This window comes from Alteromonas ponticola (genome assembly GCF_012911815.1).
In the GTDB taxonomy this organism is placed as follows: domain Bacteria; phylum Pseudomonadota; class Gammaproteobacteria; order Enterobacterales; family Alteromonadaceae; genus Alteromonas; species Alteromonas ponticola.
In genome coordinates this window covers 237,769-263,317 of the sequence record NZ_JAATNW010000001.1, presented here as the reverse complement: position 1 = coordinate 263,317, position 25,549 = coordinate 237,769, and the positions used below count along the sequence as shown (strand labels likewise).

At 46.2% G+C, this 25,549-nt stretch carries 24 protein-coding genes; 8 read left to right on the top strand and 16 right to left on the bottom strand.

What is annotated here, in order from left to right:
- Nucleotides 1-169: 169 nt before the first annotated feature.
- The 7 genes from HCJ96_RS01040 to HCJ96_RS01010 all read left to right on the top strand — a co-directional run bounded on the left by HCJ96_RS01040 (nucleotide 170) and on the right by HCJ96_RS01010 (nucleotide 7,616).
- On the top strand, nucleotides 170-1,300 hold the full coding sequence (locus tag HCJ96_RS01040) for a M14 family metallopeptidase (RefSeq protein WP_169209173.1): 1,131 nt from the start codon (nucleotides 170-172) through the stop codon (nucleotides 1,298-1,300).
- A 47-nt stretch (nucleotides 1,301-1,347) separates the two neighbouring features.
- On the top strand, nucleotides 1,348-3,006 hold the full coding sequence (locus HCJ96_RS01035; RefSeq protein ID WP_169209172.1) for an alanine/glycine:cation symporter family protein: 1,659 nt from the start codon (nucleotides 1,348-1,350) through the stop codon (nucleotides 3,004-3,006).
- A gap of 234 nt (nucleotides 3,007-3,240) precedes the next feature.
- On the top strand, nucleotides 3,241-3,570 hold the full coding sequence (locus tag HCJ96_RS01030; RefSeq protein WP_169209171.1) for a zinc ribbon domain-containing protein: 330 nt from the start codon (nucleotides 3,241-3,243) through the stop codon (nucleotides 3,568-3,570).
- Nucleotides 3,567-3,854, top strand: coding sequence for a YeaC family protein (locus HCJ96_RS01025; RefSeq protein WP_169209170.1), 288 nt, complete (start codon nucleotides 3,567-3,569; stop codon nucleotides 3,852-3,854). Before HCJ96_RS01030 ends, HCJ96_RS01025 begins: the two co-directional genes overlap by 4 nt.
- Complete coding sequence (locus HCJ96_RS01020) at nucleotides 3,844-6,648, top strand: DUF349 domain-containing protein (protein WP_169209169.1); 2,805 nt, start codon at nucleotides 3,844-3,846, stop codon at nucleotides 6,646-6,648. Before HCJ96_RS01025 ends, HCJ96_RS01020 begins: the two co-directional genes overlap by 11 nt.
- Entirely contained in the window at nucleotides 6,645-6,860 is a 216-nt protein-coding gene (locus HCJ96_RS01015) for a hypothetical protein (RefSeq protein ID WP_169209168.1), read from the top strand. The genes HCJ96_RS01020 and HCJ96_RS01015 overlap by 4 nt, the downstream gene beginning before the upstream one ends.
- A gap of 447 nt (nucleotides 6,861-7,307) precedes the next feature.
- The gene (locus HCJ96_RS01010; protein ID WP_169209167.1) at nucleotides 7,308-7,616 is read left to right on the top strand and encodes a helix-turn-helix transcriptional regulator; all 309 of its coding nucleotides are present in this window, start codon (nucleotides 7,308-7,310) and stop codon (nucleotides 7,614-7,616) included.
- Between the two features lie 93 nt (nucleotides 7,617-7,709).
- Here the strand turns inward: HCJ96_RS01010 and HCJ96_RS01005 are convergent, their stop codons facing one another.
- Together HCJ96_RS01005 and ansA are read right to left on the bottom strand one after the other, a co-directional pair.
- Complete coding sequence (locus HCJ96_RS01005) at nucleotides 7,710-8,549, bottom strand: DUF2797 domain-containing protein (RefSeq protein WP_246261045.1); 840 nt, start codon at nucleotides 8,547-8,549, stop codon at nucleotides 7,710-7,712.
- Complete coding sequence (ansA, locus tag HCJ96_RS01000) at nucleotides 8,546-9,562, bottom strand: asparaginase (RefSeq protein WP_169209166.1); 1,017 nt, start codon at nucleotides 9,560-9,562, stop codon at nucleotides 8,546-8,548. The genes HCJ96_RS01005 and ansA overlap by 4 nt, the downstream gene beginning before the upstream one ends.
- A gap of 223 nt (nucleotides 9,563-9,785) precedes the next feature.
- Between ansA and HCJ96_RS00995 the strand changes: the two genes are divergently transcribed.
- A complete protein-coding gene (locus HCJ96_RS00995; RefSeq protein WP_169209165.1) occupies nucleotides 9,786-11,603 on the top strand; it encodes a DUF885 domain-containing protein in 1,818 nt (605 codons plus the stop codon).
- A gap of 221 nt (nucleotides 11,604-11,824) precedes the next feature.
- Here HCJ96_RS00995 and lipA read toward each other — a convergent pair whose 3' ends face one another.
- From lipA to HCJ96_RS00925, 14 genes are all read right to left on the bottom strand, one after another.
- Nucleotides 11,825-12,787 (bottom strand): lipoyl synthase, encoded by a 963-nt coding sequence (gene lipA / locus HCJ96_RS00990; RefSeq protein ID WP_169209164.1) that lies wholly within the window; start codon nucleotides 12,785-12,787, stop codon nucleotides 11,825-11,827.
- On the bottom strand, nucleotides 12,780-13,364 hold the full coding sequence (gene lipB, locus HCJ96_RS00985; protein ID WP_246261079.1) for a lipoyl(octanoyl) transferase LipB: 585 nt from the start codon (nucleotides 13,362-13,364) through the stop codon (nucleotides 12,780-12,782). Before lipB ends, lipA begins: the two co-directional genes overlap by 8 nt.
- Nucleotides 13,365-13,435: 71 nt before the next feature.
- A complete protein-coding gene (gene ybeD / locus HCJ96_RS00980; protein WP_211162661.1) occupies nucleotides 13,436-13,702 on the bottom strand; it encodes a DUF493 family protein YbeD in 267 nt (88 codons plus the stop codon).
- Between the two features lie 98 nt (nucleotides 13,703-13,800).
- Nucleotides 13,801-14,982: a D-alanyl-D-alanine carboxypeptidase family protein gene (locus HCJ96_RS00975; protein ID WP_169209161.1), complete on the bottom strand. Its 1,182-nt coding sequence runs from the start codon at nucleotides 14,980-14,982 to the stop codon at nucleotides 13,801-13,803.
- A gap of 180 nt (nucleotides 14,983-15,162) precedes the next feature.
- Nucleotides 15,163-16,017 (bottom strand): septal ring lytic transglycosylase RlpA family protein, encoded by an 855-nt coding sequence (locus HCJ96_RS00970; RefSeq protein WP_169209160.1) that lies wholly within the window; start codon nucleotides 16,015-16,017, stop codon nucleotides 15,163-15,165.
- A complete protein-coding gene (rodA, locus tag HCJ96_RS00965) occupies nucleotides 16,017-17,132 on the bottom strand; it encodes a rod shape-determining protein RodA (RefSeq protein ID WP_169209159.1) in 1,116 nt (371 codons plus the stop codon). The genes HCJ96_RS00970 and rodA overlap by 1 nt, the downstream gene beginning before the upstream one ends.
- Nucleotides 17,113-19,032, bottom strand: a complete 1,920-nt coding sequence (gene mrdA, locus HCJ96_RS00960; RefSeq protein WP_169209158.1) for a penicillin-binding protein 2 — start codon at nucleotides 19,030-19,032, stop codon at nucleotides 17,113-17,115. Before mrdA ends, rodA begins: the two co-directional genes overlap by 20 nt.
- A gap of 9 nt (nucleotides 19,033-19,041) precedes the next feature.
- The gene (gene rlmH / locus HCJ96_RS00955; RefSeq protein ID WP_169209157.1) at nucleotides 19,042-19,512 is read right to left on the bottom strand and encodes a 23S rRNA (pseudouridine(1915)-N(3))-methyltransferase RlmH; all 471 of its coding nucleotides are present in this window, start codon (nucleotides 19,510-19,512) and stop codon (nucleotides 19,042-19,044) included.
- Between the two features lie 36 nt (nucleotides 19,513-19,548).
- Nucleotides 19,549-19,866, bottom strand: coding sequence for a ribosome silencing factor (gene rsfS, locus HCJ96_RS00950; protein ID WP_169209156.1), 318 nt, complete (start codon nucleotides 19,864-19,866; stop codon nucleotides 19,549-19,551).
- A gap of 14 nt (nucleotides 19,867-19,880) precedes the next feature.
- Nucleotides 19,881-20,573 carry a nicotinate (nicotinamide) nucleotide adenylyltransferase gene (nadD, locus tag HCJ96_RS00945; protein ID WP_169209155.1) on the bottom strand — a complete coding sequence of 231 codons (693 nt, stop codon included), beginning with the start codon at nucleotides 20,571-20,573 and terminating at the stop codon, nucleotides 19,881-19,883.
- Nucleotides 20,574-21,599 (bottom strand): DNA polymerase III subunit delta, encoded by a 1,026-nt coding sequence (gene holA, locus HCJ96_RS00940; protein ID WP_169209154.1) that lies wholly within the window; start codon nucleotides 21,597-21,599, stop codon nucleotides 20,574-20,576.
- 13 nt (nucleotides 21,600-21,612) lie between these two features.
- Entirely contained in the window at nucleotides 21,613-22,122 is a 510-nt protein-coding gene (locus tag HCJ96_RS00935) for an LPS-assembly lipoprotein LptE (protein WP_169209153.1), read from the bottom strand.
- Nucleotides 22,122-24,719 (bottom strand): leucine--tRNA ligase, encoded by a 2,598-nt coding sequence (gene leuS, locus HCJ96_RS00930; RefSeq protein WP_169209152.1) that lies wholly within the window; start codon nucleotides 24,717-24,719, stop codon nucleotides 22,122-22,124. Before leuS ends, HCJ96_RS00935 begins: the two co-directional genes overlap by 1 nt.
- 130 nt (nucleotides 24,720-24,849) lie before the next feature.
- Nucleotides 24,850-25,368, bottom strand: a complete 519-nt coding sequence (locus HCJ96_RS00925; RefSeq protein ID WP_169209151.1) for an SRPBCC family protein — start codon at nucleotides 25,366-25,368, stop codon at nucleotides 24,850-24,852.
- Between the last annotated feature and the right edge of the window lie 181 nt (nucleotides 25,369-25,549).

Here is a 25,549-nt window from a genome sequence, read left to right as displayed (position 1 = left end):
CGATGCAATCTTAAACGTATTAACCAAACGCGATATTCGAATGAATAAATAGGATGGGGGAGTCTGACAGGAGATTACAGATCACTATAATTACCCCTGTAGCATGGCATTTTGCGCTAAGAGTGTGCTAAATTACCGCGCAATTAAAATAAGGAAACAGGCAGATCTTATGCACATATCAAGTCAATTCGACAGTGGCAATATTCGTGTCATTCAAGCCGAATCTCCGGACAACATCGTTTTATCCATAAATAAAGATAATCAATCTGAATTTTATCAATGGTTTCATTTTCGTCTTTTCTCTGAACAATTTGTCGAGCATAAGATTACCCTCACCGAATTAGCCAAATCCGCCTACCCTGAAGGTTGGAAAGAATATAATGTACTGGCGTCTTACGATCGTCAGGAATGGTTCAGAGTCGGTTCCCAATTCGATGGTGACAACCTGACTTTTTCGATAAATCTGGAAGAGCCCTCCGTTTATTTTGCCTACTTCATTCCTTACAGCTATGAGCGCCACCTTGACTTTGTTCACGATGTGCAAGTGCTACCTGCGTGCGAACACAGACTGTTAGGACAGACATTAGACGGACGTGATATGTCACTTCTGGTAATTGGTGAAGATAGCCCTGAGAAAAAGAAAGTCTGGGTTACCGCTCGTCAGCATCCTGGTGAAACGATGGCAGAATGGTGTGCCGAGGGGCTGGTTTATCGGTTACTTGATGAACATGATGGTCTGGCGCGTCAATTACTGCAAAATGCAGTATTTTATGTTGTGCCCAATATGAACCCGGATGGCAGCGCGCGTGGACATTTACGTACTAACGCGGTTGGCACTAACCTGAACAGAGAGTGGGCCACACCAACGCTGGAGAAAAGTCCGGAAGTGTATTACGTCATGAATGCTATGCAACAGTCCGGCGTTGATATCTATCTTGACCTGCATGGCGACGAAGCCTTGCCTTACAACTTTGTTGCGGGGAGTGAAGGGATCCCAAGCTATAACGAACAGTTAAAGCATTTGGAAGACACCTTCAAAAATACCTTGTTAAGCACGACACCTGAATTTCAGGACGAGTTTGGCTATCCTAAAGACGAGCCCGGACAAGCTAATTTAGCTATTGCATCCAGTGCAGTTGCGGAAAAGTTCAAATGCCTGGCCTACACCTTTGAGATGCCATTTAAAGACAACAAAAATGTTCCTGACGCAGAATACGGCTGGTCAGTTCCCCGTTGTCAGCAACTGGGAGAAGATTTACTGGTTGCGGTAAACGCAGTAGTTCGTGAGCTAAAAAAATAATAAGCATTTTTTACTACAACAATAAATAATAAAAAGAGGGACTCAAGTTGGAGAGTTTATATAGTTTCTTGCTGTTTTTGGATTCAATGCTGGGTGGTGCGGGATGGTTTCCGTTCGTGCTGCTCGGGGTTGGTTTGTTCTTTACGATTTATTTGAAGTTTCCTCAGATTCGATTTTTCAAACATGCCTGGCTGGTAGTGACAGGAAAATTCGATCATGCAGGCGATCCGGGGGATACCACTCATTTTAGAGCATTAACAACGGCACTTTCCGGTACCGTAGGAACGGGAAATATCAGTGGCGTTGCATTTGCGATATTCCTCGGTGGACCCGCCGCTCTTTTCTGGATGTGGGCAACGGCATTTCTTGGTATGACAACAAAGTTTGTTGAAGTAACGCTTTCTCACAAGTACCGGGTAAAAACGGAGGACGGTACCATGGCCGGCGGACCAATGTATTACATGGATCGCCGCCTTAACATGAAATGGTTGGCTGTGGCTTTTGCGGTGGCAACGGTTATCAGTTCATTTGGTACCGGAAATTTACCTCAGAGTAACGGTATCGCCAGCAGTCTTGAAGCCACCTTTGGCATCGACCCTCTGATCGTCGGTAGTGTACTGGGCATTTTACTCGCCTTGGTTATTCTGGGTGGCATCAAGCGCATCGCGGCGGTTACCGCAAAGGTAGTGCCGCTGATGGCGGTTATTTACCTGATCGGTGCGTTAGCGGTTATCTTTGCTAACCTTGAAAATATCGGCCCATCTTTTATGGCTGTGATCGGTGACGCGTTTACCGGCTCTGCCGCGGCTGGGGGCTTCTTAGGAGCGTCGCTGGCTTATGCCTTTAACCGAGGGGTCAACCGGGGATTGTTTTCCAACGAAGCGGGGCAGGGCTCAGCGCCGATTGCACACGCCGCGGCTAAAACCAAAGAGCCGGCCTCTGAAGGGATGGTTTCACTGCTAGAACCTTTCATCGATACAATCATCATCTGTACCATTACCGGGCTGGTTATCTTGTCTTCTGGCGTATGGAAAGAGAAGCACGAGAACGTCTTTGATCGTTCGGATATGTTGTTTATTGAAGGGCAGTACGAGGAAACTAATGACGAAGATGTTGCGCAACTTTATGCACTGATCAACGAACGTATAGAAAGCCAGGTTAAACGTTACACTGGAACCATTTCAGTGGTTAATGGGGTAGCCGTCAGTGATGGTTTTACGTTAATAAACGCACGTTCAATTGCTGAAGATGTGAAATACTCATTCGGTGGCGATGATCCATTTACCGGCTCGTTAAAAATTGAAGATGGCAAACCCATTAAAGATAACCTGATTGTCAGCGGTAAGTCACTGGTCCACTCTGCACCGCTTACCACGATTGCATTCACCCGAGGTTACTTTGGAGATTTTGGTCAGTACATCGTATCAATTGGCCTGATGTTGTTTGCCTTTTCAACGGCAATCGCCTGGTCTTATTACGGTGACCGTGCTATGACGTATCTGTTTGGGCCGCGTTCCGTTATGCCTTACAGAGTGATTTATGTGGCGGGTTTTGTATGGGCTTCATTTTCTGATACCACCCTGGTGTGGGCGCTTTCCGCTGTCGCTATTGTGGTGATGACCCTGCCGAACTTGTTCGGGATTTTACTGTTAAGTAAAGAAATGAAGCAAACTGTTAATGATTACTGGCAGAAATACATCAAGTAATTGAACCGTTATTGCAGCGGGGTCGTTAGTGGTCGGTCCCGTTGCTAGTTCTGCAATTTGTCAGGATGTTTCAGCATGGTGGTTACTTAACAATATTTAACCTGACAATTAAGCTGAGACACGTACCAGATAAGAGTAAAATGCTATCGCTGAGTAATTAAACTTCAGCGAACAGAACTCAACCTTTACGCCCGTCACCACTACTTTGATAAACTAGTTGACCCAGGAGAAGGTATGGCACTCATTGATTGTCCTTCATGTAACAAGAAAATTTCAGATAAAACGGATACCTGCCAGCATTGTGGATTTAATTTGGGTAAAGCGACGGATGAAGACATAGTTCGCAAACAGCAGCTTAACCGCTTCAAAAAGCTGAATAGTATTCAAACCCAATCTATGATTGCAATGCTGTTGTTCGTAGCAGGGTTTGCGTTTATGTATTGGGGGGGCGCGAGACAGGATGAGCTGCAGTACAATATCGCCGTGCTTATGTCGGTGGTTGGGTTCATCTGGTATATCGTAAACCGCATTCGCATATTAATTATTAAACGATTTTCATCATGAATATAGAAGCATTACTTTCCGCCATGACACCACAAGTGTTTGAGCGTATCCAGGAAGCCGTAGAGACGGGTAAGTGGGGCGATGGTAGTCGTTTAACTGAGCAACAACGCGAAAGCTGTATGCAGGCAGTAATGCTGTATCAGGCCAAAATAGCCAGATCGTCAGAGCATATGACGATTAATGAAAACGGTGAGATAGTGCACAAGTCTAAGCAGGATTTTAAAAGGGAACTGTCGTCTTCACCCACGGATGCCATCGCCCGGTTCAAGCATAATGATATTTAAACGGTTATTTTCCTCTTCGTATAAAAGTCAGGATCCGCGTAAACGTATTGAGGCGATCAGCAAGCTTGAACCCTCGACACCCCAGGACAAACAGGCGTTACATGAGCTTGCGTTTAACGATGAAGATAAGCTGGTATCTCTGGCTGCGTTACAAAGGCTGGCCTCGTTCGCGCTTTGGCAGAAGATGGCACAAACTGCTCGTGACCCATACGTCAAGCGTGAAGCGCAACGCATAGTTGACGAGGCAATCCTCGAGCAAAACAGTTTTTCCCTTGCCGATAAAGAACGCACCGCTTACTTGCTGGAAAGTGCCAATAATGAATTGCGCATGCAGTACCTCGAAGCTAAACCGCAACACCAGTCTGAGCAGGACACCCTGCGACTGTTGGAGCGCATCAACAATGCGTCTTTTACACTGAAGTTCATCAGCAAGCTGGCCGCGCCCGATGTGCAGAAAAAATGGATCTTGTCAGCCACAGACAAGAAGATTTTGCAAAAAGTTAAGAATAAAACTGATAACGCTGAAATTGCTGAGTTAATCGGTCAACGCCTATCAACACTTGATCAAGTTGAACAGAAACCCCTGCAACTTTCGCAACAGACTACCTTTGTATTATCCAAATTACAGGCTTTGACCGAACGCAGCAATTTCGAAGAGATCACTTCGCAACACCGCTTGCTCAATGAAGAATACAAAACGTTAAGTGAAGATTTCGGTCTACTGTCAGCCGACAAGAAACTAGAGATTGAAGAAAAATTTGTTCGCATAAGCGATCGAATTGAGAAAGTCATTGCCCGGCTGGCACCTTTGTGGGAACAGCAACAACTTGAGGCGGAGCTCGAGCAACGCCGCAACAGTCTAAATCGCCTTCGTGATAGTCTGGTCGGTCAGGTAGATAAACTGCTCACTGCGCAGCCGTCTGAACTTGCATCCATGCTCAGTGAAGTAGAAACAAAACGTGACGCATTGTATCAGCAGGTACAACAAGTAGAAGCCATTGATGGTGACTTTCCGCAAGCTGAATTTATCGGGGTTGCGGATAAAGTCTCAGATACCCTGGCCAACCTGGACGCTTTGAGAGCCGCTTGCCAGAACGCGAAAGAGATCATTAATGAGTCTGAGTTATTATCTGCATCCGAAACTTTATCGAAAGAGGAACAGTTAATCCAGCAGCACGGGCTAGCTGAAAGATGGTCTCAGCTCATTGATTATCTTCCCGTCATTCCTGCATCGATTAAAAGTCAGTGGCAGACGCTGTGCCGCCGCTGGCAAAAACAAGCGAAACAAAATGAGTCACGACAAGCCAGCATTGCAAAGTCCTGCAGGCAACAAATGAGTGTAATAGAAAGCCTCATTCAGGGTGGCAAATTCAATGCCGCTATAGGCAAATTTACTCAACTCGAATCGAATCTGAAGGGCTTATCCGAGGATAAACGTGCGGCGTTAGCATTTCGATTTGAGAAAATACGCGAGAACATAGAGCGGTTAGAAGGCTGGAAAGATTACTTAGCGGCTCCAAGACGCCCAGAACTGATTAATCAAGCCAAAGCGCTGGTTTCAGAACCCGTTGAGAAAATGCGCGAACGCGCAGAGAAAGTTAAATATTTACGTAAACAATGGCAAAGTTTAGGTCCACTACCGGACACAGATGCCCAGGCAGTGTTGTTTGACGAGTTGATAGAGCGGGCTTTTGCACCTTGCCGGGCGTTTTACGAAAAGCAAGATGCTCTTCGTGAACAGGCTAAAGAACAGCGACAGTCGTTAGTTGAACAAGTCAGCAATTTGAATCCCGACGATGATGCAGCCTCCCTGGCCTCCCAAGTTGAGCAGTTACGCACCCGCTGGCAGAAAGCGGGCAAACTTGATCATGCGTCCTGGCGTAAAGTTAAGCAAGACTGGGATCAGGCACTCAAACCCATTTTGGCTAAAATAGATGACTGGCATCAGGATAATCAGCGGCGTAAACAACAATTAATCGATCAGGTGAGTGTGTCTCTCAATGATGACGATGTTGAAGCAGCAGCGGCTTTTGCAAAGCAGGCCCAGCAACAATGGAAATCATTGGGTCCTGCAGGGAAAAAGGCAGACAGCAGCCTGTGGCGCTCCTTTAGGACAGTTAATGACAAAATTTTTAGCCGCTTAAAAGCACAGAATGAGCAGGTAAGAAAAGGCTACCAGCAGGAAAAAGAGCGTGTGCTGGCGAGAGTTCAACAGGTAAACGATGCGGTTTTTGAGCATAAAGAGACCAATTACAAGCAGGCAATTCAAGATCTTGAAAACGAGATTGATGCGTCTGAGGTGAGTAATGATAAGACAATTAAGAAAGCGTTAGCGGATGTTATTCGGGCAACGCAGCATGCTGAACAGTGCAGACAACATCTTACACGACAGCAGCAGTTAGAGGCGCTACTCACCGCCATCCCTGTTTTTCAGTCCAGCGATGATCCTACCCAGTCAATTCCAGAGGTGGTGTGGGAAAAGCTCTCGAAACAGCACCAAAGCTGGTTTACACCGCAAGCGTCGTCCAACGAGCATGATCGCGCCTACCTGACCACAAAGCTGGAATGGATTGTAGGGCTTGAGAGCCCTGATGATTCGCAAACTGAACGCAAGCAACTTAACCTTGAACTCCTTGCTAAAAAGTTAGAGCAAAACTATGTTGCCGATTTTGAGACTATACTTGGTCAGTGGGTAGCCTGCGGGCCGTTAACTGATGAAGAAAATTATCTTTTCGAACGCCTCAGCCGTTGCATCCATAAACAGATTGCCGAGCTGGAGATGACATCCTCATGAATGTTCAACTGCAATTTAAGTTTCCCTCTGAACAACTGGCTTATCGATTTTTAAATACGGTGGCGCACTATGATGCGGAAGAGTTAAGGGTCAAATTTGGTCAGTCCGGTCATCACGTAAGAGTTGATTACAGATATCGGGAAGGAGAGTTTGACAGTCTCGCGTCTCAACTTGATGATTTAGCCTCACAAATGGAAGGAGAGGAAGTATAGTTTTTAGTCACGGCTTAACCTGTAAGTTCTCACGGTATTCTGGGGTACAGCGATTATCTCTGCGCCGCACAAGGTAAGCTTTCCATTTTTTAGTTTTCTGATTCTATCAGCGCCCTGTCAATGTAAACCTCAATTGAAAAATAGCGATTTGGATTGGTCTCCGAAACCATAAATTAGACTTTAGTCTAAAATCTGTTGTGGAATTGATACATTATTTCACGGCCACGCAGTAAAATTTTCATCCCAATGTGCTCACGTTATTTGCTAAGAATTTAAGCTCGCTCCCTTTCCACGCATAACTTAATGAATTTTATATTATTTAAATTTGTGAAATGGTTTTAATGATCAGCTGGCATGTGTGTTGCTCCATCCACTACGACTTTAGTAGTAATTTTATCCGATGAAGCATTAGTTTCTGGCAGGTAATCAGCAGTGAAGGAATTTAGTTTGCAGTCTCTATCACATCCTCCCCATCCAGGGCAGTATTTTCAGGACAAGTATTTATTTAAAGGTAAGGCGACCTTGACTGAACTTGCTTCGGCAATGTCTATCAGTACAACGCTGGCGTTGGAATTCAGTCACGGATTACTCGACGTAGATTATCCTAAAGCTGTCGCCCTGGGACGTTACACCAAAACCAGCCCCACCTTCTGGCTGGCTTTACAGCGGGAATACGATGAACATATCGCTGACTTTATCAAGCAGGTTGAATCGTTCAGGCCCGAAGAAGTTGTACAATTGCACAACGTTGCTTAATACCGTGGATTAACGTCAGTAGGCGCAAAGGTTACACAGTGTGGTGCTGGCAATCAGCACCCGTTAACAGTCAGCGCAAAAAAGTAAGTGTCACTACTCCTCTACTGACAAATCGACTTGATACCCCGCAAACTTTCGGATATTGATCACGCGATCATCGTCCAGCAACCAATATTGTCCTTTAATCCCTTTTAGCACTCCAGAGAACGAAGCCGTCTTATCCAAATTAAGTGATTTAATTTTTACCGGATATTGCTCCACCGGAAAGTCGATATCAATCGGTTTGCTATCAATGATTGAATAATCAAAAGCACTATGATCGTGACTTAATAACGCCAATTCCTGTTTGATTTTTTCCAGAAGATAATCACGTTGAGCTGCCATATCCAGCTTTTCTGGCTCGCCCTTAAGCATTGTTCGCCAGTTGGTTTTATCAGCAACGTGCTGTTTGCAAATCATCTCAACCTTACCGCTGGTAAGACGATCATTAACTTGTAACATAGCGATTGCCTGAGTGGCGCCTTGATCTATCCAACGGCTCGATACGCCTGCTGAGACGTGGCGCGTAATACCCACCTTTAAATTGCCTGTGTTAGCCAGATAAACAAAATGGGGAGCAAAGCAATTTTCCTCACCCCATCGTGGCTCTCTGCAGGTGCCTTCATGATAATGACAAAGTTCAGGTTTGATAATACAGCTGTCGCAACGGGCAAGGGTTATCAGACACCGATAGCAGTAGCCCTGATTAAAACTTTTGTTGGTTTTTGCCTGACAGTGAACGCAATTTATCTGGCCCTGATAGGACAAGGTTACTCTGCGCCCAATAAACTCGTTGAGTTGCAATGGTTGTTCAGCCAGTTGCAGTGAGTATTGCGCCGTCTCGCCGGGTTGAGCCGAAACCGCCATTTTTCTTAATTGACCCGAGTACATCATGATTGCTCTTCTGATAATTCACCACGCAAATTAGCCACTAATTGCGCCTTTAGGGTTTCGAAGTCCAAAGACTTACTGAGTAAATAGTGAAGCTTAGCCAGCGCGGCTTCAGGCGTCATATCGCAGCCTGAGAGTACACCCACTTCCTGTAACGCGTTGCCCGTAGCATAGCCGCTCATGTTAACTTTACCACGCAGACACTGTGTACAATTAACCACCACAATTTTTCTTTCCTTGGCATATCTGAGTTGTTTCAACAAACTGGGATGTTGGGGAGCATTCCCCACCCCGTAACTTAACAGGATCAGTGCATTAACCGGCTGTTGCAACGTGTTTTTGATAACCTCTGAAGAGATGCCGGGGTACAAACTTACCATACCAATGGGCTGAGATGAGACCGGACTGACAATCAGTTTTTGATGCGTGCTTTGAGCCACTTTTCCTGCTTTTACTCTGATATGAATACCCGCTTCCAGTAAGGGGGGAAAATTAGGAGAATCAAACGCATTAAAGCCATCAGCATCAACTTTTCGGCTTCGGTTCCCTCTGAATAGACGGTTATTGAAAAATAAACTGACTTCCGGAATAGGATAATTAGCAGCAATGAAAAGCGCGTTGAGCAGGTTAACCTGACCGTCAGAGCGCAGTTCGGCAAGCGGAATTTGAGAGCCGGTAACAATGACCGGTTTGTCCAGATTTTCCAACATAAAACTTAACGCCGAAGCGGTATAGGCCATGGTGTCAGTGCCATGCAGTATGATAAACCCGTCATACTGTGAATAGTGTTCTGCAATGTCATCAGCAATACGTTGCCAGTCAGATGGCGCCATGTCAGACGAGTCAATTAAGTGTTTATATTCGTGGACAGTAAATTTGGGCATCTCAGCACGGTGAAACTCTGGCATTTTTGCAAGTGTTTCTGAAAGGTAGCCCGCGGCAGGAATATACCCTTGCTTTGACGGGTGCATACCGATTGTGCCACCTGTATAGGCAACATATATGTGTTTTCTCATAAATTCCTTACCCTGGCTTTTTGTATATTCTAACAACTTACTCCACGATGTCATTAAGCTACTTTGCTATATGGTTGATAACCATTCTATTTTTGACATAGATTTTGACAAATAATTGATGGGGGTATTTACTTAGTCGTGCTTTAATGGGGTAAAACTAATAAGAATTTAACTATTTGGTGTGCCGCTTATCCATGCGTTAACCTAATTTCCAGGACCATTGATGAAAAAATCACTTCTCGCGTTAACAGTTATATCAACCTTGCTTCCACTTGCAGCCTGTCAAACCGCCTCAAACCAAGTGGCAACAGCGCAAACGGCTGAAATTGATGATAAAAGTGAGGCGCTTAAGCTCAATGAGCTGACACAGCAATATTTTGAAGCGTCGTTGGCGCGTAACCCTTTAATGGCGACGTTTGTTGGTGTTCATCAGTATGATGATAAATTCAATCCCCCATTGTCAGCAGAGTTTATACAGGAGACTCGGGCGTTTGAGCAGGCTTACCTGGACAAAGTTAACCAGTTGGATGCGAGTGAATTGACCGGGCAGGACTGGTTAAGTTATGAAATATTCAAGTATGACCGGCAACACGCGCTCGCCGGTATGGATTTTAACCAAGAGTATATGCCCTTATCGCAAATGGGGGGGGCGCACACGTATTTCGCGATGCTGGGTTCCGGACAGTCAGCGCAACCGTTTAACAGCACCCAGGATTACCGGGAGTTTATGCAGCGGGCACGTGGCTTCGCTGAATTTATGGACAGTACCATTATCTTTATGCAAAAAGGCGTAGAGAGTGGGGTGGTCTTACCCAGACCCATTGCTGAAAAAGTGTTGCCACAGTTATCCTCCCATGTGGTAGAGGACATTACACAAAGTGTATTTTATGCTCCTCTCACCAAGTTGGATTCGCTGGAAAATCTTACCAGCGAAGAAAAGTCGACACTACAGCAAGACTACGTTGCCGTTATTCGCGACGTCATTATTCCTGCATACGATCGCGTATATCAATATATGAAAAATGATTATCTTGCCGGTACGCGCAGCACGGTAGGACTTTCAGCATTGCCTGACGGAAACGAGTGGTATGAACATAAAATTCAAACGCATACCACGTTGCCACTGACAGCCGAAGAGATTCATGCGTTTGGGCAACGTGAAGTTAAGCGTATATTGGAACAGATGACAAAAGTAAAAGATCAGGTTGGCTTTCAAGGTGATTTGCAGGAGTTTTTCGTTCACTTACGTACGTCTGATGAATTCTATTTTGACTCTGAAGAGGAAGTAATAGAAGCGTATACTAAAGTTAAACAAAAAATTGATACGCGTTTACCTGCTCTTTTCAGTGTTTTTCCCAAAGCAGATTACGAGGTGAGGGCGGTTGAACCTTTCCGCGCCGCCTCCGCAGCAGGTGCAAGTTATCAGGCCCCTGCACCAGACGGTTCGCGCCCGGGCATTTTCTATATCAATACGCATAACTTGAAAGCTCAGCCTAAATTTCTGTTAGAGACGCTCAGTATTCATGAAGCTGCCCCAGGCCATCATTTCCAAATTGCCATTCAGCAGGAAGTTGAGGGACTACCGCAGTTCAGAAAGTTTAACAATTATACCGTCTTTGCTGAAGGCTGGGCACTGTATGCTGAGAGTCTCGGTAAAGAAATGGGCATGTTTGAAGACCCGTATCAATGGTACGGGCGGTTGGTTGATGAGCAGTTGCGCGCCATGCGTCTGGTCGTTGATACCGGGCTGCATGCCATGGGGTGGTCTCGTCAACAGGCTATTGTTTTTATGTTGAATAACTCCTCCATGTCGGAAACCGATGTAGTAGCAGAGGTTGAACGCTATATTTCTATACCAGGACAAGCTTTGGCGTATAAAATTGGTGAACGACATATAAGGGAATTGAGAGAGTACGCTGAAGACCAATTGGGAGATAAATTCGATATCCGCGCGTTTCATCAACAGGTGCTTGTTGATGGGGGGATACCTATGCCGTTATTGACAGAAAAAATTCAGCGATGGGTAGCGTCGCAACGCTGATCGGCAAGCAACCAGGTTGTATTAAATGCCGGCTTTGGCCTGCGTGGTTGGAAGCAAGTGAGAAGTCCCTACCGCAGCGTCAGAGCTGGCCCTGTTCCCGTTCAAGTAACAGGGAGAGTCAACGAACTCGGTGGTGCTATCCACCTTATCGAGGCGCTTGTACTGCTGAATTAAAAAAGCCTGGACGACAATGCCAGGCTTTTCATTTCGCGTTATCCTTTCTACTTTACTTCTTCGCCCGCAGCTTGGCGATCAGCGTGATAGCTGGAGCGAACCATTGGGCCACAGGCGGCATGAGAAAAACCAATTTCTTTGGCAAAATCACCTAAGCCGTCAAATTCAGCTGGCGGTACATAACGCTTCACTGGGAAATGATGGCGGCTGGGTTGTAAGTATTGTCCCAACGTCAACATATCGACGTCGTGGGCCCTTAAATCTTCCAATACCTTTTTAATTTCATCATTCTCTTCACCCATGCCCATCATCAAACCCGATTTGGTTGGAATATCAGGGTGCTGTGCTTTAAATTTCTTAAGCAAGTCTAATGACCATTGGTAGTTGGCGCCGGGGCGACACTCACGGTATAAGCGTGGGATCGTTTCAAGATTGTGGTTAAACACATCAGGCACGCCGTTTTTAAATATTTCCAGCGCACGATCCATTCTACCTCTGAAGTCAGGTACCAATACTTCAATCGTGGTAGAAGGACTGTGCTCACGGATAGCATTAATACAATCGACGAAGTGTTGCGCGCCACCGTCGCGCAAATCATCGCGATCTACAGACGTAATGACCACATACCTAAGATTCATCTCGGCAATGGTTTTTGCCAGTTTTTCCGGCTCTTCAGCGCTGGGGGGCAGTGGCTTACCATGGGCAACGTCGCAAAATGGACAACGACGGGTGCAGATGTCACCTAAAATCATAAACGTTGCGGTACCGTGATTAAAGCACTCTGCCAGGTTAGGACAACTGGCTTCTTCGCACACCGAATGCAGATTATTTTTGCGCAACGTGGCTTTAATATGATCAATTTTATCGGTAGTACGCGGAAGTTTAATTTTTATCCACTCGGGTTTACGAAGCATCTGCTCCTTTTCCGTTGGAATAATAGTGACCGGTATATGTTTAACTTTTTCATCATCGCGGAGTTTAACTCCAGCTTTTGGTCGGGCGCTACTCATCAAAACCTTCTTTATCTATTGATTCAGTGATATCTAATTCACCTAACAGCTTATTAATTAAAATGGGAGCCGTTTGTGTCAATGTGGACGGGCCATTTAACGAATGTGTATCTACCATTTCAAGTCCAGCGTATCCGCATGGGTTGATGCGTGTGAATGGGCTAAGATCCATATGAACGTTTAGTGCAAGGCCATGAAAAGAACAGCCTCTGCGAATACGTAGCCCCACCGAACACACTTTTTTATCCATCACATATACCCCGGGCGCATCTTTTCTGGCCGCGGCCTCTATGTGAAAGTCGGCTAACAATTGTATCACGGCATTTTCCATTGCATTGACTAAGTGACGTACACCCAGCTTACGGCGTTTTATGTCAATCATCAGATAGACAACAAGTTGACCCGGTCCGTGGTACGTCACCTGACCCCCTCGGTCTACCTTAACCACCGGAATATCTCCGGGCATAAGAATATGCTCTTCTTTACCGGCTTGTCCCTGAGTAAACACGGGATCATGTTCAACCAGCCAGATTTCGTCTGCGGTCGTGGTGTCGCGAGTGTCAGTCAACTGCTGCATTGCCTGCCATACCTGCTGATACGGCTGTCGATGCAAATGTCTGATCACCGTCGGTGATAGTTTTGCCTGCACTATAATACGACCCTGACCAACTCAATTTTTGCCAGCTCGGTGTAAATCTCTTCCATGTGTTCTTTACTGGTGACGCGCACACTGACGGACACTGAATGATAATTTCCTTTACTGCTGGGTTTAACACTGGGGGTGTAATCACCGGGCGCAAGGCGCTGCAGGCAGCTAATCACTTCAACAGGAAGTGCATCATCAGCCACACCCATCACTTTAAACGTCTGATAGGTGGGAAAGTCTAATAATTCGTCAAAACGGGTATCCATCAGATATCCTTGAAACTTAAGAGTGATAAACAAAAACGGCGGCGGGATTATAGCAAACCCTGCCGCCGTTTTACATCAACCAGCAATGTTACGGTGGGGAATTACTCACCCCAACCGATTTGCAACATGACGTAATCAATAATGCGGTCGAAAAAGCTGCCTTCTTTTACTTCCTGTAAGGTGACCAGGGGGTACTGCGCTACGTCTTCGCCATCTAGCTGTAAATATAGCGTTCCAACAACCTGACCTTTTGCCAGTGGGGCTTCCAGCTTTTTATTCAGTTCAAAGTTAGCTTTCAGATTATCTGCCTGACCGCGGGGAATGGTGATAGGCGTGGCCTGATTGATGCCTAAATCGACCGTTTCTCTGTCACCCATGTAGATACGGTGAGAAACGAAACTCTCTCCCGCTTTATAAGGTGTAACTGTCTCATAGAAGCGAAAACCGTACCGTAACAATTTTTTGTTTTCAACTTTGCGTGAGCGTTCGCTATCCGTACCCATAACAACTGATACCAGACGCATTCCGCCTTGTTCAGCTGATGTCACCAGGCTGTAACCGGCATCCGATGTGTGGCCCGTTTTGATACCATCAACATTTAAGCTCTGATCCCACAGCAGGCTATTACGGTTGTACTGCTTGATGCCGTTAAAAGTATACTCTTTTTGTTTAAAAAGGGCATACACGTCAGGTGTTTCTTCAATCAATGCCTTTGACAGGATGGCCATATCACGAGGGGTAGTGAAGTGATCAGGGTCATGCAGTCCATGGCTGTTGACCCAATTAGAACCTGTCATACCAATGTTAGTGCCGTGCGCGTTCATCATACTGGCAAATGCACTTTCTGAACCTGCTACGTGTTCAGCCAGTGCCACACAAGCGTCGTTACCAGACTGAATAATCATTCCGTGCAAAAGCTCGTCAACCGTCACCTGGGTGCCAACTTCGATAAACATTTTAGATGATTCTGGAAATTTTTTGGCCCATGCGTTCTCAGAAATAGTGACTTTGTCGGTGAGGGCAATGTTGCCTTCGTTGAGTTCTTTACCCACCACATAAGCGGTCATCATTTTAGTTAAACTAGCCGGTGCCAGCTGCATATCAGCATTTTGCTCTGCAATGGCGTGCCCGGTTTCAAAATCGGTCAGGACGAATCCTTTTGCGTCCACACTTGGAGCAGGAGGGATCACTACTGCAGCAGAAGCGGAAAAGGTAAAACTGATCACCAATAGCAAAGTGCTAAAAAATGACAATGAGTTAGCGCGTAAATTCTTTTTCAACATAATTTTATTTTCAATCGTGTAATCGTAACGACAACAATGGATGGATTCTATCGTAAGGCCCGTTGTACGACTAGGTTTTACCGAAAAAGTTTAACGATTAATAGATAAACTGACAATATTCCACCATAAAGCCCTGGAATTGACTTATTTCTGCTTCAATTAAGCGCGTCAAAAAGCAAGTTACAAATTCATCTCAACGGTGTACGCCCCGGGATAACCATTCCTTTTCAATTCAGCTAACAGCATTTTTGCTTGAAACTTGTCAGTTAATGGCCCCAGTCTCAGCTTATATACATTATCCACCAACGGCATCGCAGTGGGAACCTGATACAGTGATGAGAGCACGGTGGAGACCGAACGTGCGCGTTCGATATCGGTAAGCGCAGCCACCTGAATAAACAAACCTGTGGTAAAAGTTAACTCGGTGGTTTCAGTGACGTTGTCTTGCGGACTGTCAAGCCCTGCGTATTCTGCATAGGACACAGTCGGTTGACGACCCACAGTAACATTATTTTCTTCATCAAAGTGAATCACCTCTAGGTGTACCTTAGCGGTACCTTTACTTTGATAACCTAATTTATGCGAGGCTGCATAAGACAGGTCGATAATTCGGTCAGAATGAAACGGGCCGCGGTCATTGACTCGGACGATAACCTGACGGTTATTTTCAAGGTTTGTGACGCGTACGTAAGAGGGCAGGGGTAACGTTTTATGCGCAGCGGTCATCGCAAACATGTTGTAGGTCTCACCATTGGAAGTGAGATGACCATGAAACTTCTGGCCATACCAGGAAGCATACCCTTCTTCCTCAAATCCCTTACCGGTTTGTAGCGGATAGTAGCGCTGCCCCAGTACCTCGTAAGGGCGGCTGTTATAGGTTCGGTAAGGTTCATATTTAGGAACCGCGTCCACAATGGAGATTTCTTTGTGTTGAAAAAGTGGGGCGGAATCGTGTCGCTGTTTATATCGGCCCTGAGGGGGTGCTTGACAACCAGCGACAACCAGCATCAAAAATAAAACAACTACATAGCGCATTATCGTGATATTAATCTTTTTTGTGTACTTATGGCCATCAGCATGCCAAATCCTGCCATCAATGTCACCATCGACGTGCCGCCGTGACTCACTAAAGGTAAGGGGACCCCCACCACCGGCAACAATCCGGAGACCATTCCCATATTAACAAATACATAAACGAAGAACGTTAATGTGATGCTGCCCGCAAGAAGTTTGCTGTAAGCATCCTGGGCGCGGTTAGCGATAATTAATCCACGGGTAATGATGAAAAGATAAATGGCCAACAGACCCAGTACACCCACTAAACCGAATTCTTCGCTGAAAACAGAAAAAATAAAATCGGTGTGACGTTCAGGTAAAAACTCTAATTGTGATTGCGTACCTTCAAGCCATCCTTTGCCATGCAGCCCGCCAGAACCAATTGCAATTTTAGATTGGATAATGTGATAGCCCGCGCCTAATGGATCGCTTTCCGGGTTCATAAAGGTAATGACGCGCTGCTTTTGGTATTCCTTCATCAGAAAAAACCACATAATCGGTAGGAACGCGCCACCGAGTAATGAAAGAAAACCAATCAGCCGCCAACTCATCCCAGCCAGAAAAATCGCAAAAATCCCCGAGCTGGCAATCAGCAGTGAAGTGCCCAGGTCAGGTTGTTTGGCGATAAGAACGGTGGGTACGACCACAATGACAAAGGCAACAAACACCTGGTTGGTTTTGGGTGGAAGATTGTAATTGCTGATGTACCACGCCACCATCATGGGTACTGCCAGTTTCATCATTTCAGAAGGCTGAAAGCGAATAACTTTCAGGTCCAGCCAGCGCTGAGCGCCTTTACCTATATCACCGTACAGTAATACGGCCACAAGCATTATGATACCTATCGCGAAAGCATAAATTGACAGCCTGCGATACGCCATCGGCGGCACCTGAGCCATGGCCAGCATGACCACTAAGGCTACCCCCATACGCATGAATTGACGCTGTAATTGACCCGGATCCTGGCCGGTAGCCGAAAATAACGTGGCCAGGCCTACCGCCATCAAGACCAACAGCCCAAACAACAACGGACCATCAATATGTACTCGCTGCAATATGGTGACCTGGTTCGGCTTAATCTGCGTGCGTTTCATGAGTAGTCACCAAAGATTTGTCAGATTGAGTCAGTTGAGGCGTAAAAGCATGATTGCGAAAGAAGAAATCCATCATATTGCGCGCAATAGGCGCTGCATTACTACTGCCGCCACCGGCATTTTCAAGCACCACGGTTATTGACATTTCTGGTGCTTCATAGGGGGCGTAGCCGACGTACATTGCATTGTCTCTCAAACGTTCTGCAACATCTTCTTCTTTGTAACTTTCGTTTTGGCCGACTGAAAAAAGCTGTGCTGTGCCCGTTTTTCCAGCCGACACGTAGGGGGTATCCTTGAATGCAGCTTTGGCAGTGCCATCTTCCCGGTTAACTACCCCATACATGGCATCCAGCACGATATTCCAATTCTTGGGTTGTTTGACAATAATCGGGCGCAGCGATTTTAACGGTTCTAATTCGATGGTGCCGGTTTCACTCATGAAGCCACGCAGGATCTGCGGTACGTATCTTTCACCGCGGTTTATCAGCGCGTTAATTGTATGCGTTAACTGAATCGGAGTGGTGGTCCAAAAACTTTGGCCGATGCCTACCGGAATGGTATCACCGATATACCAGGGCTGGTTGAAACGAGCACGTTTCCAGCCACGGCTGGGCATGTTGGCATCTGACTCTTCGTAAAGGTCAATGCCGGTATAGTCGCCAAAGCCAAACTCGGTCATTGCTTCACTGATCCGATCTATACCAAGCTGGTAGGCCAAGTCGTAGTAAAACGTATCGCACGACACTTCAATCGCTTTAGTTACATTTACTTTACCATGCCCCCAGCGTTTCCAGTCACGCCAAACGTGATCGACATTGGGTAAACGGTAGCGGCCATGGTCAATGATTGATGTTTTGGCAGTTATCACTTCCTGCTCAAGACCTAATAGCGCAAGATGCGGCTTAACGGTAGAGGCAGGAGGGTATTGGCCTTGGGTTGCGCGGTTGATGAGGGGGCGGTCCTCAGAATTAAGTAACGCGGCGTAATTCGTTCGACTAATGCCATGCACAAATAAATTGGGGTCATAACTGGGGCTGCTATACATCGCCAGCACACCGCCGGTTTCCGGGGAAGTGACCACAATCGAGCCACGCTGACCTTCCAGTTGCTGCTGTGCCGCTAGTTGTAGCTCGATATCGATGTTAAGTACGATATCTTTGCCTGGTTGGGGCGGCTCAACATCTAACACCCGAATAATTCTACCCTGATTATTCACTTCAACCTGTTGAAAGCCAACTGTTCCGTGCAGCAAATCTTCGTGAAACTTCTCAATCCCTAACTTGCCAATGTCATAGGTTGCCGCGTAATTGGCTTCCTGACCCGCTTCGATAATCTTTTGTAGATCGGTTTTATTGATTTTAGCCACATAACCCAATACATGGGTGAGTGTGCTGGCAAACGGATAGTGGCGAGACAATCTGGCCTCAATGCTGACACCGGGGAAGCGATGTTTTTGCGCTGAAAATCGCGCCACTTCTTCTTCATTTAGCAGCGTTTTTAATGCTACCGGCTTAAAGCGCCGCTGACCACGCAGGGTGGCGAAAAAGTTTTCTATTTCCTCATCGGTGATCGCCAGTAATTTGGTGAGCTCACCCAATGTGACCGGAAGGTTTTCAATTTGTTCAGGTATCAGCTCAAGACTGAATACAGGCCGGTTCTCTGCCAATAATACCCCATTGCGGTCGTATATCAGCCCTCTGTTCGGCGCAATGGGTAATACTTTAATACGATTGCCATTTGAGCGTGTCTGAAAATCTTCATATTGTTCAACCTGCAGGACATACAAGTTACTGACGATAATGCTTAACATCACAAAAACGATCAGAATAGCTACCGTTGCGCGCCGGGCAAATAAGTTTGCTTCGGCGGTATGATCGCGGATGGTCTGTCGTTTCCTCATAAACTGCGTTTACTCGCGGTGGTACGGATGATTCTGGGTAACCGTCCATGCCCGATATAAACTTTCTGCCACAATGATTCTGACTAATGGGTGCGGCAGCGTCAGCGGGGATAGTGACCATTTCTGATCCGCAGCGGCAATACATGCAGGTGATAAACCTTCGGGCCCACCAATCAGCATACTGATGTCACGACCATCCATCTTCCAATTATCCAACTGTGTGGCCAGTTGTTCAGTTGACCAGGGCTTGCCGTTGACTTCCAGAGTGACGATACGGTGATTTTTATCCACGTGAGAAAGCATCGCTTCTCCCTCCGCTTTTAGAATACGGGGGATATCAGCGTTCTTACCTCGTTTACCCGCGCTAACGGGCGTGAAAAATACATCCATATCCGGACCAAACCTGCGTAAAAATTCATTTACTCCCTGGTTGACCCAGTCGGGCATTTTCGTACCAACAGCGACGATTTGAATGCGCACGTTATTGTATTACCACATTAGTTCAGGACAGGATTGTCAGGCCCACAGCTTTTCCAGTTGATAAAAGTCACGGGTTTCATCCTGCATAACATGCACGATGACGTCGCCAAGGTCAACCAGCACCCATTCACCACTTTCTTTTCCTTCAACGTTCAAAGGTGGGTGGCCAGCGTGTTTGGTTTCTACCAATACCTTGTCAGCTATTGAGATAACGTGACGTTTTGAATTTCCTGAACAGATGATCATGGTATCGGTAATCGATGATTTACCCTGTACATCCAGCTCTAGAACATCACGGCCTTTCATATCGTCAATTTTGTCTTTAACAAATTGCTTGAGTTGTTGACTCTCCAATGTTGCTCCTCTATCTACGAAGTGACTGAATGATACAGTCGGTTAGCTTTAATATAGTTGAATACGGGCTCAGGGAGCCACTTAATTATTTGCTGCTCAATGTGTGTTGCAGCCGCCGAATCAGCAGTGACATAATCCGCAACTGCTTGTCGGATTTGCGTTGATGAAACCGAATAGTAAGGGGTCTCAACAAAAAATATGTTACCTGCAAGTGCACGCAATGTTTTTGGATGAATTTCGGCCTTTCTCGGTGACATCCAGGCGGTTTGCTGTGCAGGTAAGACAGTGTTATTCATTTCCCGACGCATCACCACGAGATGACAAAAATCAGTCAGTGCCTGCCAATTATACCAGCTACTCAGCTGATAAAACGAATCTTCGCCCATTAAAAAAAAGATCGTTTTATCAGGATGATTTTGGCGAAGTGCTTGCAGGGTTTTTACACTGTAAGAAGGCGCAGGCATCGAAAGTTCGCACAGTTCCACATACATTCTGCGATCAACTTGACATGCAAGCCTGGTCATCTCAATTCTGTGCGTTTCGTTTGCCTCTTTAAGCGACTTATGTGGCGGCACTTTACACGGCATTAGCCCAAGTTTGTCAGCACCGATAGAATCAATTGCTGCCAACGCAGGCTCTATGTGACCAAAGTGTGGAGGATTAAAAGTTCCACCCAGAATTGCGATGGACGTAGCATTGTCGTTCACTTAGCTGGCAACCTGATATTGATTGATTGGCATCGCTAAAAAAAGCATGCAGAGGTGGCACAGTTTAATATACGGCTTGCTCACCGTTGTTTGCTTAAATAACAAGTCTGCCTGCTGCAATTGGTCACGAATGGTTTCAAGATGCGTCTTGTTCAAGCGGTTCAAAGCCGCCTGATAGTAAGCCTGCCGATTTTGCCAGATGCCAAATTTTTGCCAGGTAATAGCCTGATTGGTGCTGCGTAAATGATGTAGCGACCATAACGTCTGCCACTCTCTGATAAACGCCCATATAATGATGTTAGGTTCGATTCCTTCACTTTCCAGACGCAGTAACATTTTAACACAGCGTTGCTTATCGCCATTTAACATCACGTCAACAAGCTGAAAAACATTGAATCTGGATTGATCAACCAGCGCTTTATCCATCAACTCAAGGGTGATATGGGTCTGTGGGTAGAGCAGGGCGAGCTTCTCTATTTCTTGTCGTGCCGCTAATAAATTGCCTTCGCAAAAATCCGCCAGGCGTTTAATGCAGGCGTTATCCAGTTGTAATTTTGCCTGGGTGCAGCGGTGGTTAATCCATTGGCTTAGTGCATTGCCTTCAAGCGGATAACAGATGCTGTGAACACCAACGGCGTCCAGCGCTTTAAACCACTTACTTTTTTGCACATCTTTCCCGATTCGCGGACCATGCACAACAATGATAACGTCATCGTTAGTCTGGGTCGCGAGCGAGGCCAGGGTTTTACTACCTTCAGTTCCCGGTTTACCGGTAGGTAATTCCAGTTCGATGAGCTGTCTGCTGGCAAACAGCGACATAGTCTGACAGGCCTCGATCAGCTGTGACCATGAAAAATCGCTGTCAGCGACAAAGGTGGTTCGCTCATCAAAACCCGCGCGCTTGGTTTGTTCGCGAACAGTGTCAATCATCTCAATTTTTTGCTGTGGCTCATCACCAAACAACATGTAAAAGGGTTTAAGTCCCTTGGTTAATGATTCGTTGAAACGATTTGGATAAACTTGCATAAAAGGGTTCGGGTTAGTATACGGCTGACGACTGACTGGCCAATCGGCGTATAATCCGATCGGCCGCTTCACGACGCATTTCACTGAGCACTAATTCAAGTTCTTTGGACTTTGCCAATACTTGATCCGGGTCGTCCTGGTAATCGCGGACAACCTCAAAATAGGCGTCCATGACATCGTTTGCACCAAATCTAACTGTATAAGGCACACCCAGGATCAGTTCATATTCAGCTACCTGACCGGTGGAAAATACCGAGAGCAACCGTCGCTCCAGCTTTTCTGGTGCCAGTGAAATCAATATGGATGATGCAAGATTGGCGTTATCCCGGCGTTCAACCAGTTTAATATTGTAAATATCCAACCGTTGCACCAACGCACGCTGTAAGGGGGCGTGGTTTTGCATTGCTTCCACGTGCAGCACATCATAACCAGCAGGCAGGCGGTGATCGCCGCGTAACTTAAAACCACACGCCACAATCAGTATGATAAAGCTAACAATAACGAGTAATCGGACTACTGTCATTAGTTTGCAACTATGTTGACTAGTTTGCCTGGCACCACGATCACTTTACGCACGGTTTTGCCCTCAGTAAACTGAGTCACATTGGGCTGTTCCATTGCCGTCGCTTTCACATCGTCTTCGCTGGCCTGAGCCGACACGGTGATTTTTGCCCGCAATTTTCCATTGACCTGAACAATGATGAGTTTTTCATCCTCGACTAAAGCGGACGCGTCGGCCTTTGGCCAGTCAACTTGCTCTATCGGTGTTGCATGTCCAAGATCCAGCCATAGCTGATGACAGATATGCGGCGTGATAGGATTGAGTAACAGCACGATAGATTCTACTGCTTCACGCATTACCATATGGTCTTCTGGCGAATCCGCAGGCGCTTTCTGAAGGTGGTTCAGCAATTCCATGATCGCTGCAATGGCGGTATTAAACGTTTGACGACGACCTAAATCATCGGTCACCTTCTCAATCGTTTTATGCACTTCGCGACGCAACGATTTTTGCCCATTGTTTAAATTTGAAAAATCTAATTGGTCAACCGCTTCAACTTCCAGATGGTCATGCACCAGCTTCCATACCCGACGTAAAAATCGGTTTGCACCTTCAACGCCCGAGTCTACCCATTCCAGGGTCTGCTCCGGCGGAGCGGCAAACATGGTAAATAACCTTACGGTATCGGCACCATACTGGTCGATAACCTGTTGGGGATCAATGCCGTTATTTTTTGACTTAGACATTTTGGTCATGCCGCCAGGAATGACCGGCTCTTTGGTCTTGATTAACCAGGCTTTAACAATCCGTCCCTTATCATCTTTCTCCGTCGCTACATCGGTGGGGGCATGCCAGGTTTTCTTGCCGTTTTCATCTTCACTGTAAAATGAATCAGCCAGTACCATGCCCTGACACAGCAGCTTTTTAAAGGGCTCGTCCGATTGAACCAGTCCCTCATCACGCAAAAGTTTATGGAAAAAGCGTGCGTACAGCAGATGCAGTATGGCGTGCTCAATACCACCAATATATTGATCAACTGGCAGCCAGTAGTTGGCCTCCTGCGGATTCAGCATTGCCTCTTTTTCCAGCGCACTGGTGTAACGCGCGTAATACCACGAAGATTCCATAAAGGTATCGAAGGTATCCGTCTCACGATAGGCCGGTTGCCCATTATATGTAGCAGTGGACCATTCCGGGTCAGCTTTAATCGGCGAGGTCACCCCGTCCATAACCACATCTTCTGGCAGTACCACCGGTAACTGGTCTGCAGGTACCGGGACGGACTCGCCATTATCCAGATTTAACATAGGGATAGGCGCGCCCCAATAACGCTGTCTGCTTACGCCCCAATCGCGAAGACGGTAGTTAATTTTTCGTTTACCGTGACCCATAGCTTCCAATTCAGCGGCAATCTTGTCGAACGCGGCACTGAAATCAAGCCCGTTGAAGCTATCAGAGTTGATCAATTGACCTTTTTCAGTAAAGGCCGCCTGGGTTAAATCCACATCCTGATCATCTGCTGCGGTGATCACCTGTTTCAAAGGTAGCGTGTATTGTTGAGCAAATTCCCAGTCGCGTTGGTCATGGGCGGGAACAGACATCACCGCGCCTGAGCCGTACTCCATCAATACAAAGTTGGCCACCCACACTGGGATAGCTTGTTTCGTCAAAGGATGAATTACAGAAAGTCCGGTAGCAAAGCCTTGTTTTTCCATTGTTGCCAACTCAGCTTCAGCCACTTTGGTGTTTTTGCATGAGTCGATAAAAGCAGCAAGTTCCGGGTTGGTTCTGGCAGCAAACTCCGCTAAGGGGTGCTGGGCGGCAACTGCCAGATAGGTGACCCCAAATACCGTATCGGGACGGGTAGTGTACACGGTAACAGAATTAACCGGTGCATCCTGCTCAACCATATCAAAAGTAATTTCTACCCCTTCGGAACGGCCAATCCAGTTGGCCTGCATGGCTTTTACCTGATCTGGCCATTCAGGTAATTGTTCTAAATCACTGAGTAATTCCTCTGCATAATCAGTAATTTTAATAAACCATTGGGGAATTTCTTTTTGTTCAACCAAGGCACCTGAACGCCAGCCTCGACCATCAATAACCTGCTCGTTAGCCAATACAGTCTGGTCAATGGGATCCCAGTTTACCGTTGAATTCTTTTTATAAACCAGACCCTTTTCAAACAGGCGAGTGAAAAACCATTGTTCCCAGCGATAATATTCTGCTTTACACGTGGCCACTTCCCGGTCCCAGTCATAGCCAAAACCCAACGACTTCAACTGACCTTTCATGTATTCAATATTGGCGTAGGTCCATTTGGCAGGTGCAGAATTATTGTTGATCGCAGCATTTTCTGCAGGTAGACCAAACGCGTCCCAGCCCATGGGTTGCAGCACGTTTTTTCCCTGCATACGCTGGAAACGGCTGATAACATCGCCAATGGTATAGTTACGTACGTGCCCCATATGCAACCGCCCACTCGGATACGGGAACATACTCAAACAATAGAATTTTTCTTTTTCAGGTTGGGTACTGGCTTTAAATGTTTGATTGGCTTCCCAGTTTTGCTGGACAGACTGCTCAATTTGTTTTGGGTTGTACTGTTTTTCGGCCATGAAAAAAAGGCTTCCGCTTATAGACTGTATGGTTTAAAAATCTCAGTCTACTAGAATACCTCAAGGCCACGGTCTATCACAATAGCGGCTAGCCTTTTCTTCTCTGTCTGATCGTCTTTGATGGGTCAATCTATTTGGTGTTGTTTGTTTCAATGTACGATTTTAAGGCGTTAAGTTGCTGATGTTGGACTTTTGCCACCACCGGGGCAAAATCAGCGAACCCTTCTGGACGATAACCCTGAGCGTAATAGGTCAGGGTAACTTTGGTGCCGTTGTCGACGCTTTCAAATTGCCAGTTTAACGCGCCATACACCCCCATTCCCTGCAGCGGTCCAAGGCCCCCTGTCATGCGTAACATTCTTGCTGGATCGACAAAGGTAACCTGCATGTGCTGGGCTTGCTGTTTGCCTTTTTTCTCGCAAAAGCATCCTCCGGCAGAGGGCGCGATAGTAAACGTACCATTCCACCAACTGTGATCTTTGGGCCACCATTTGTCGACGTCATTAATCAAGGCATGCCAGACTTTTTTCGCAGAATGGGTTGTAACAATTTCGTTTTCGATAATGAAACCTGCATTGTCAACGTGCAGCACGTTGGCCTTAACCGGTAAAATCACTGCACTTATTATCAGAAGTATTCGTTTAACCATACTGTATTTTCCTCACTACCCCGTGTCATCAAACGCTGATTATTTCTTTTGTCAGCTTTATCAGCATAGCGTAGATAAAACAGGTTGTGTTCGGCAAGGATAATTTTTGCTTTAGTACGCTAGGAAGTGTTTGACAGAGAAGCCTAATCACGTTTCACTTAGCACAAAGAAATCTAATGAA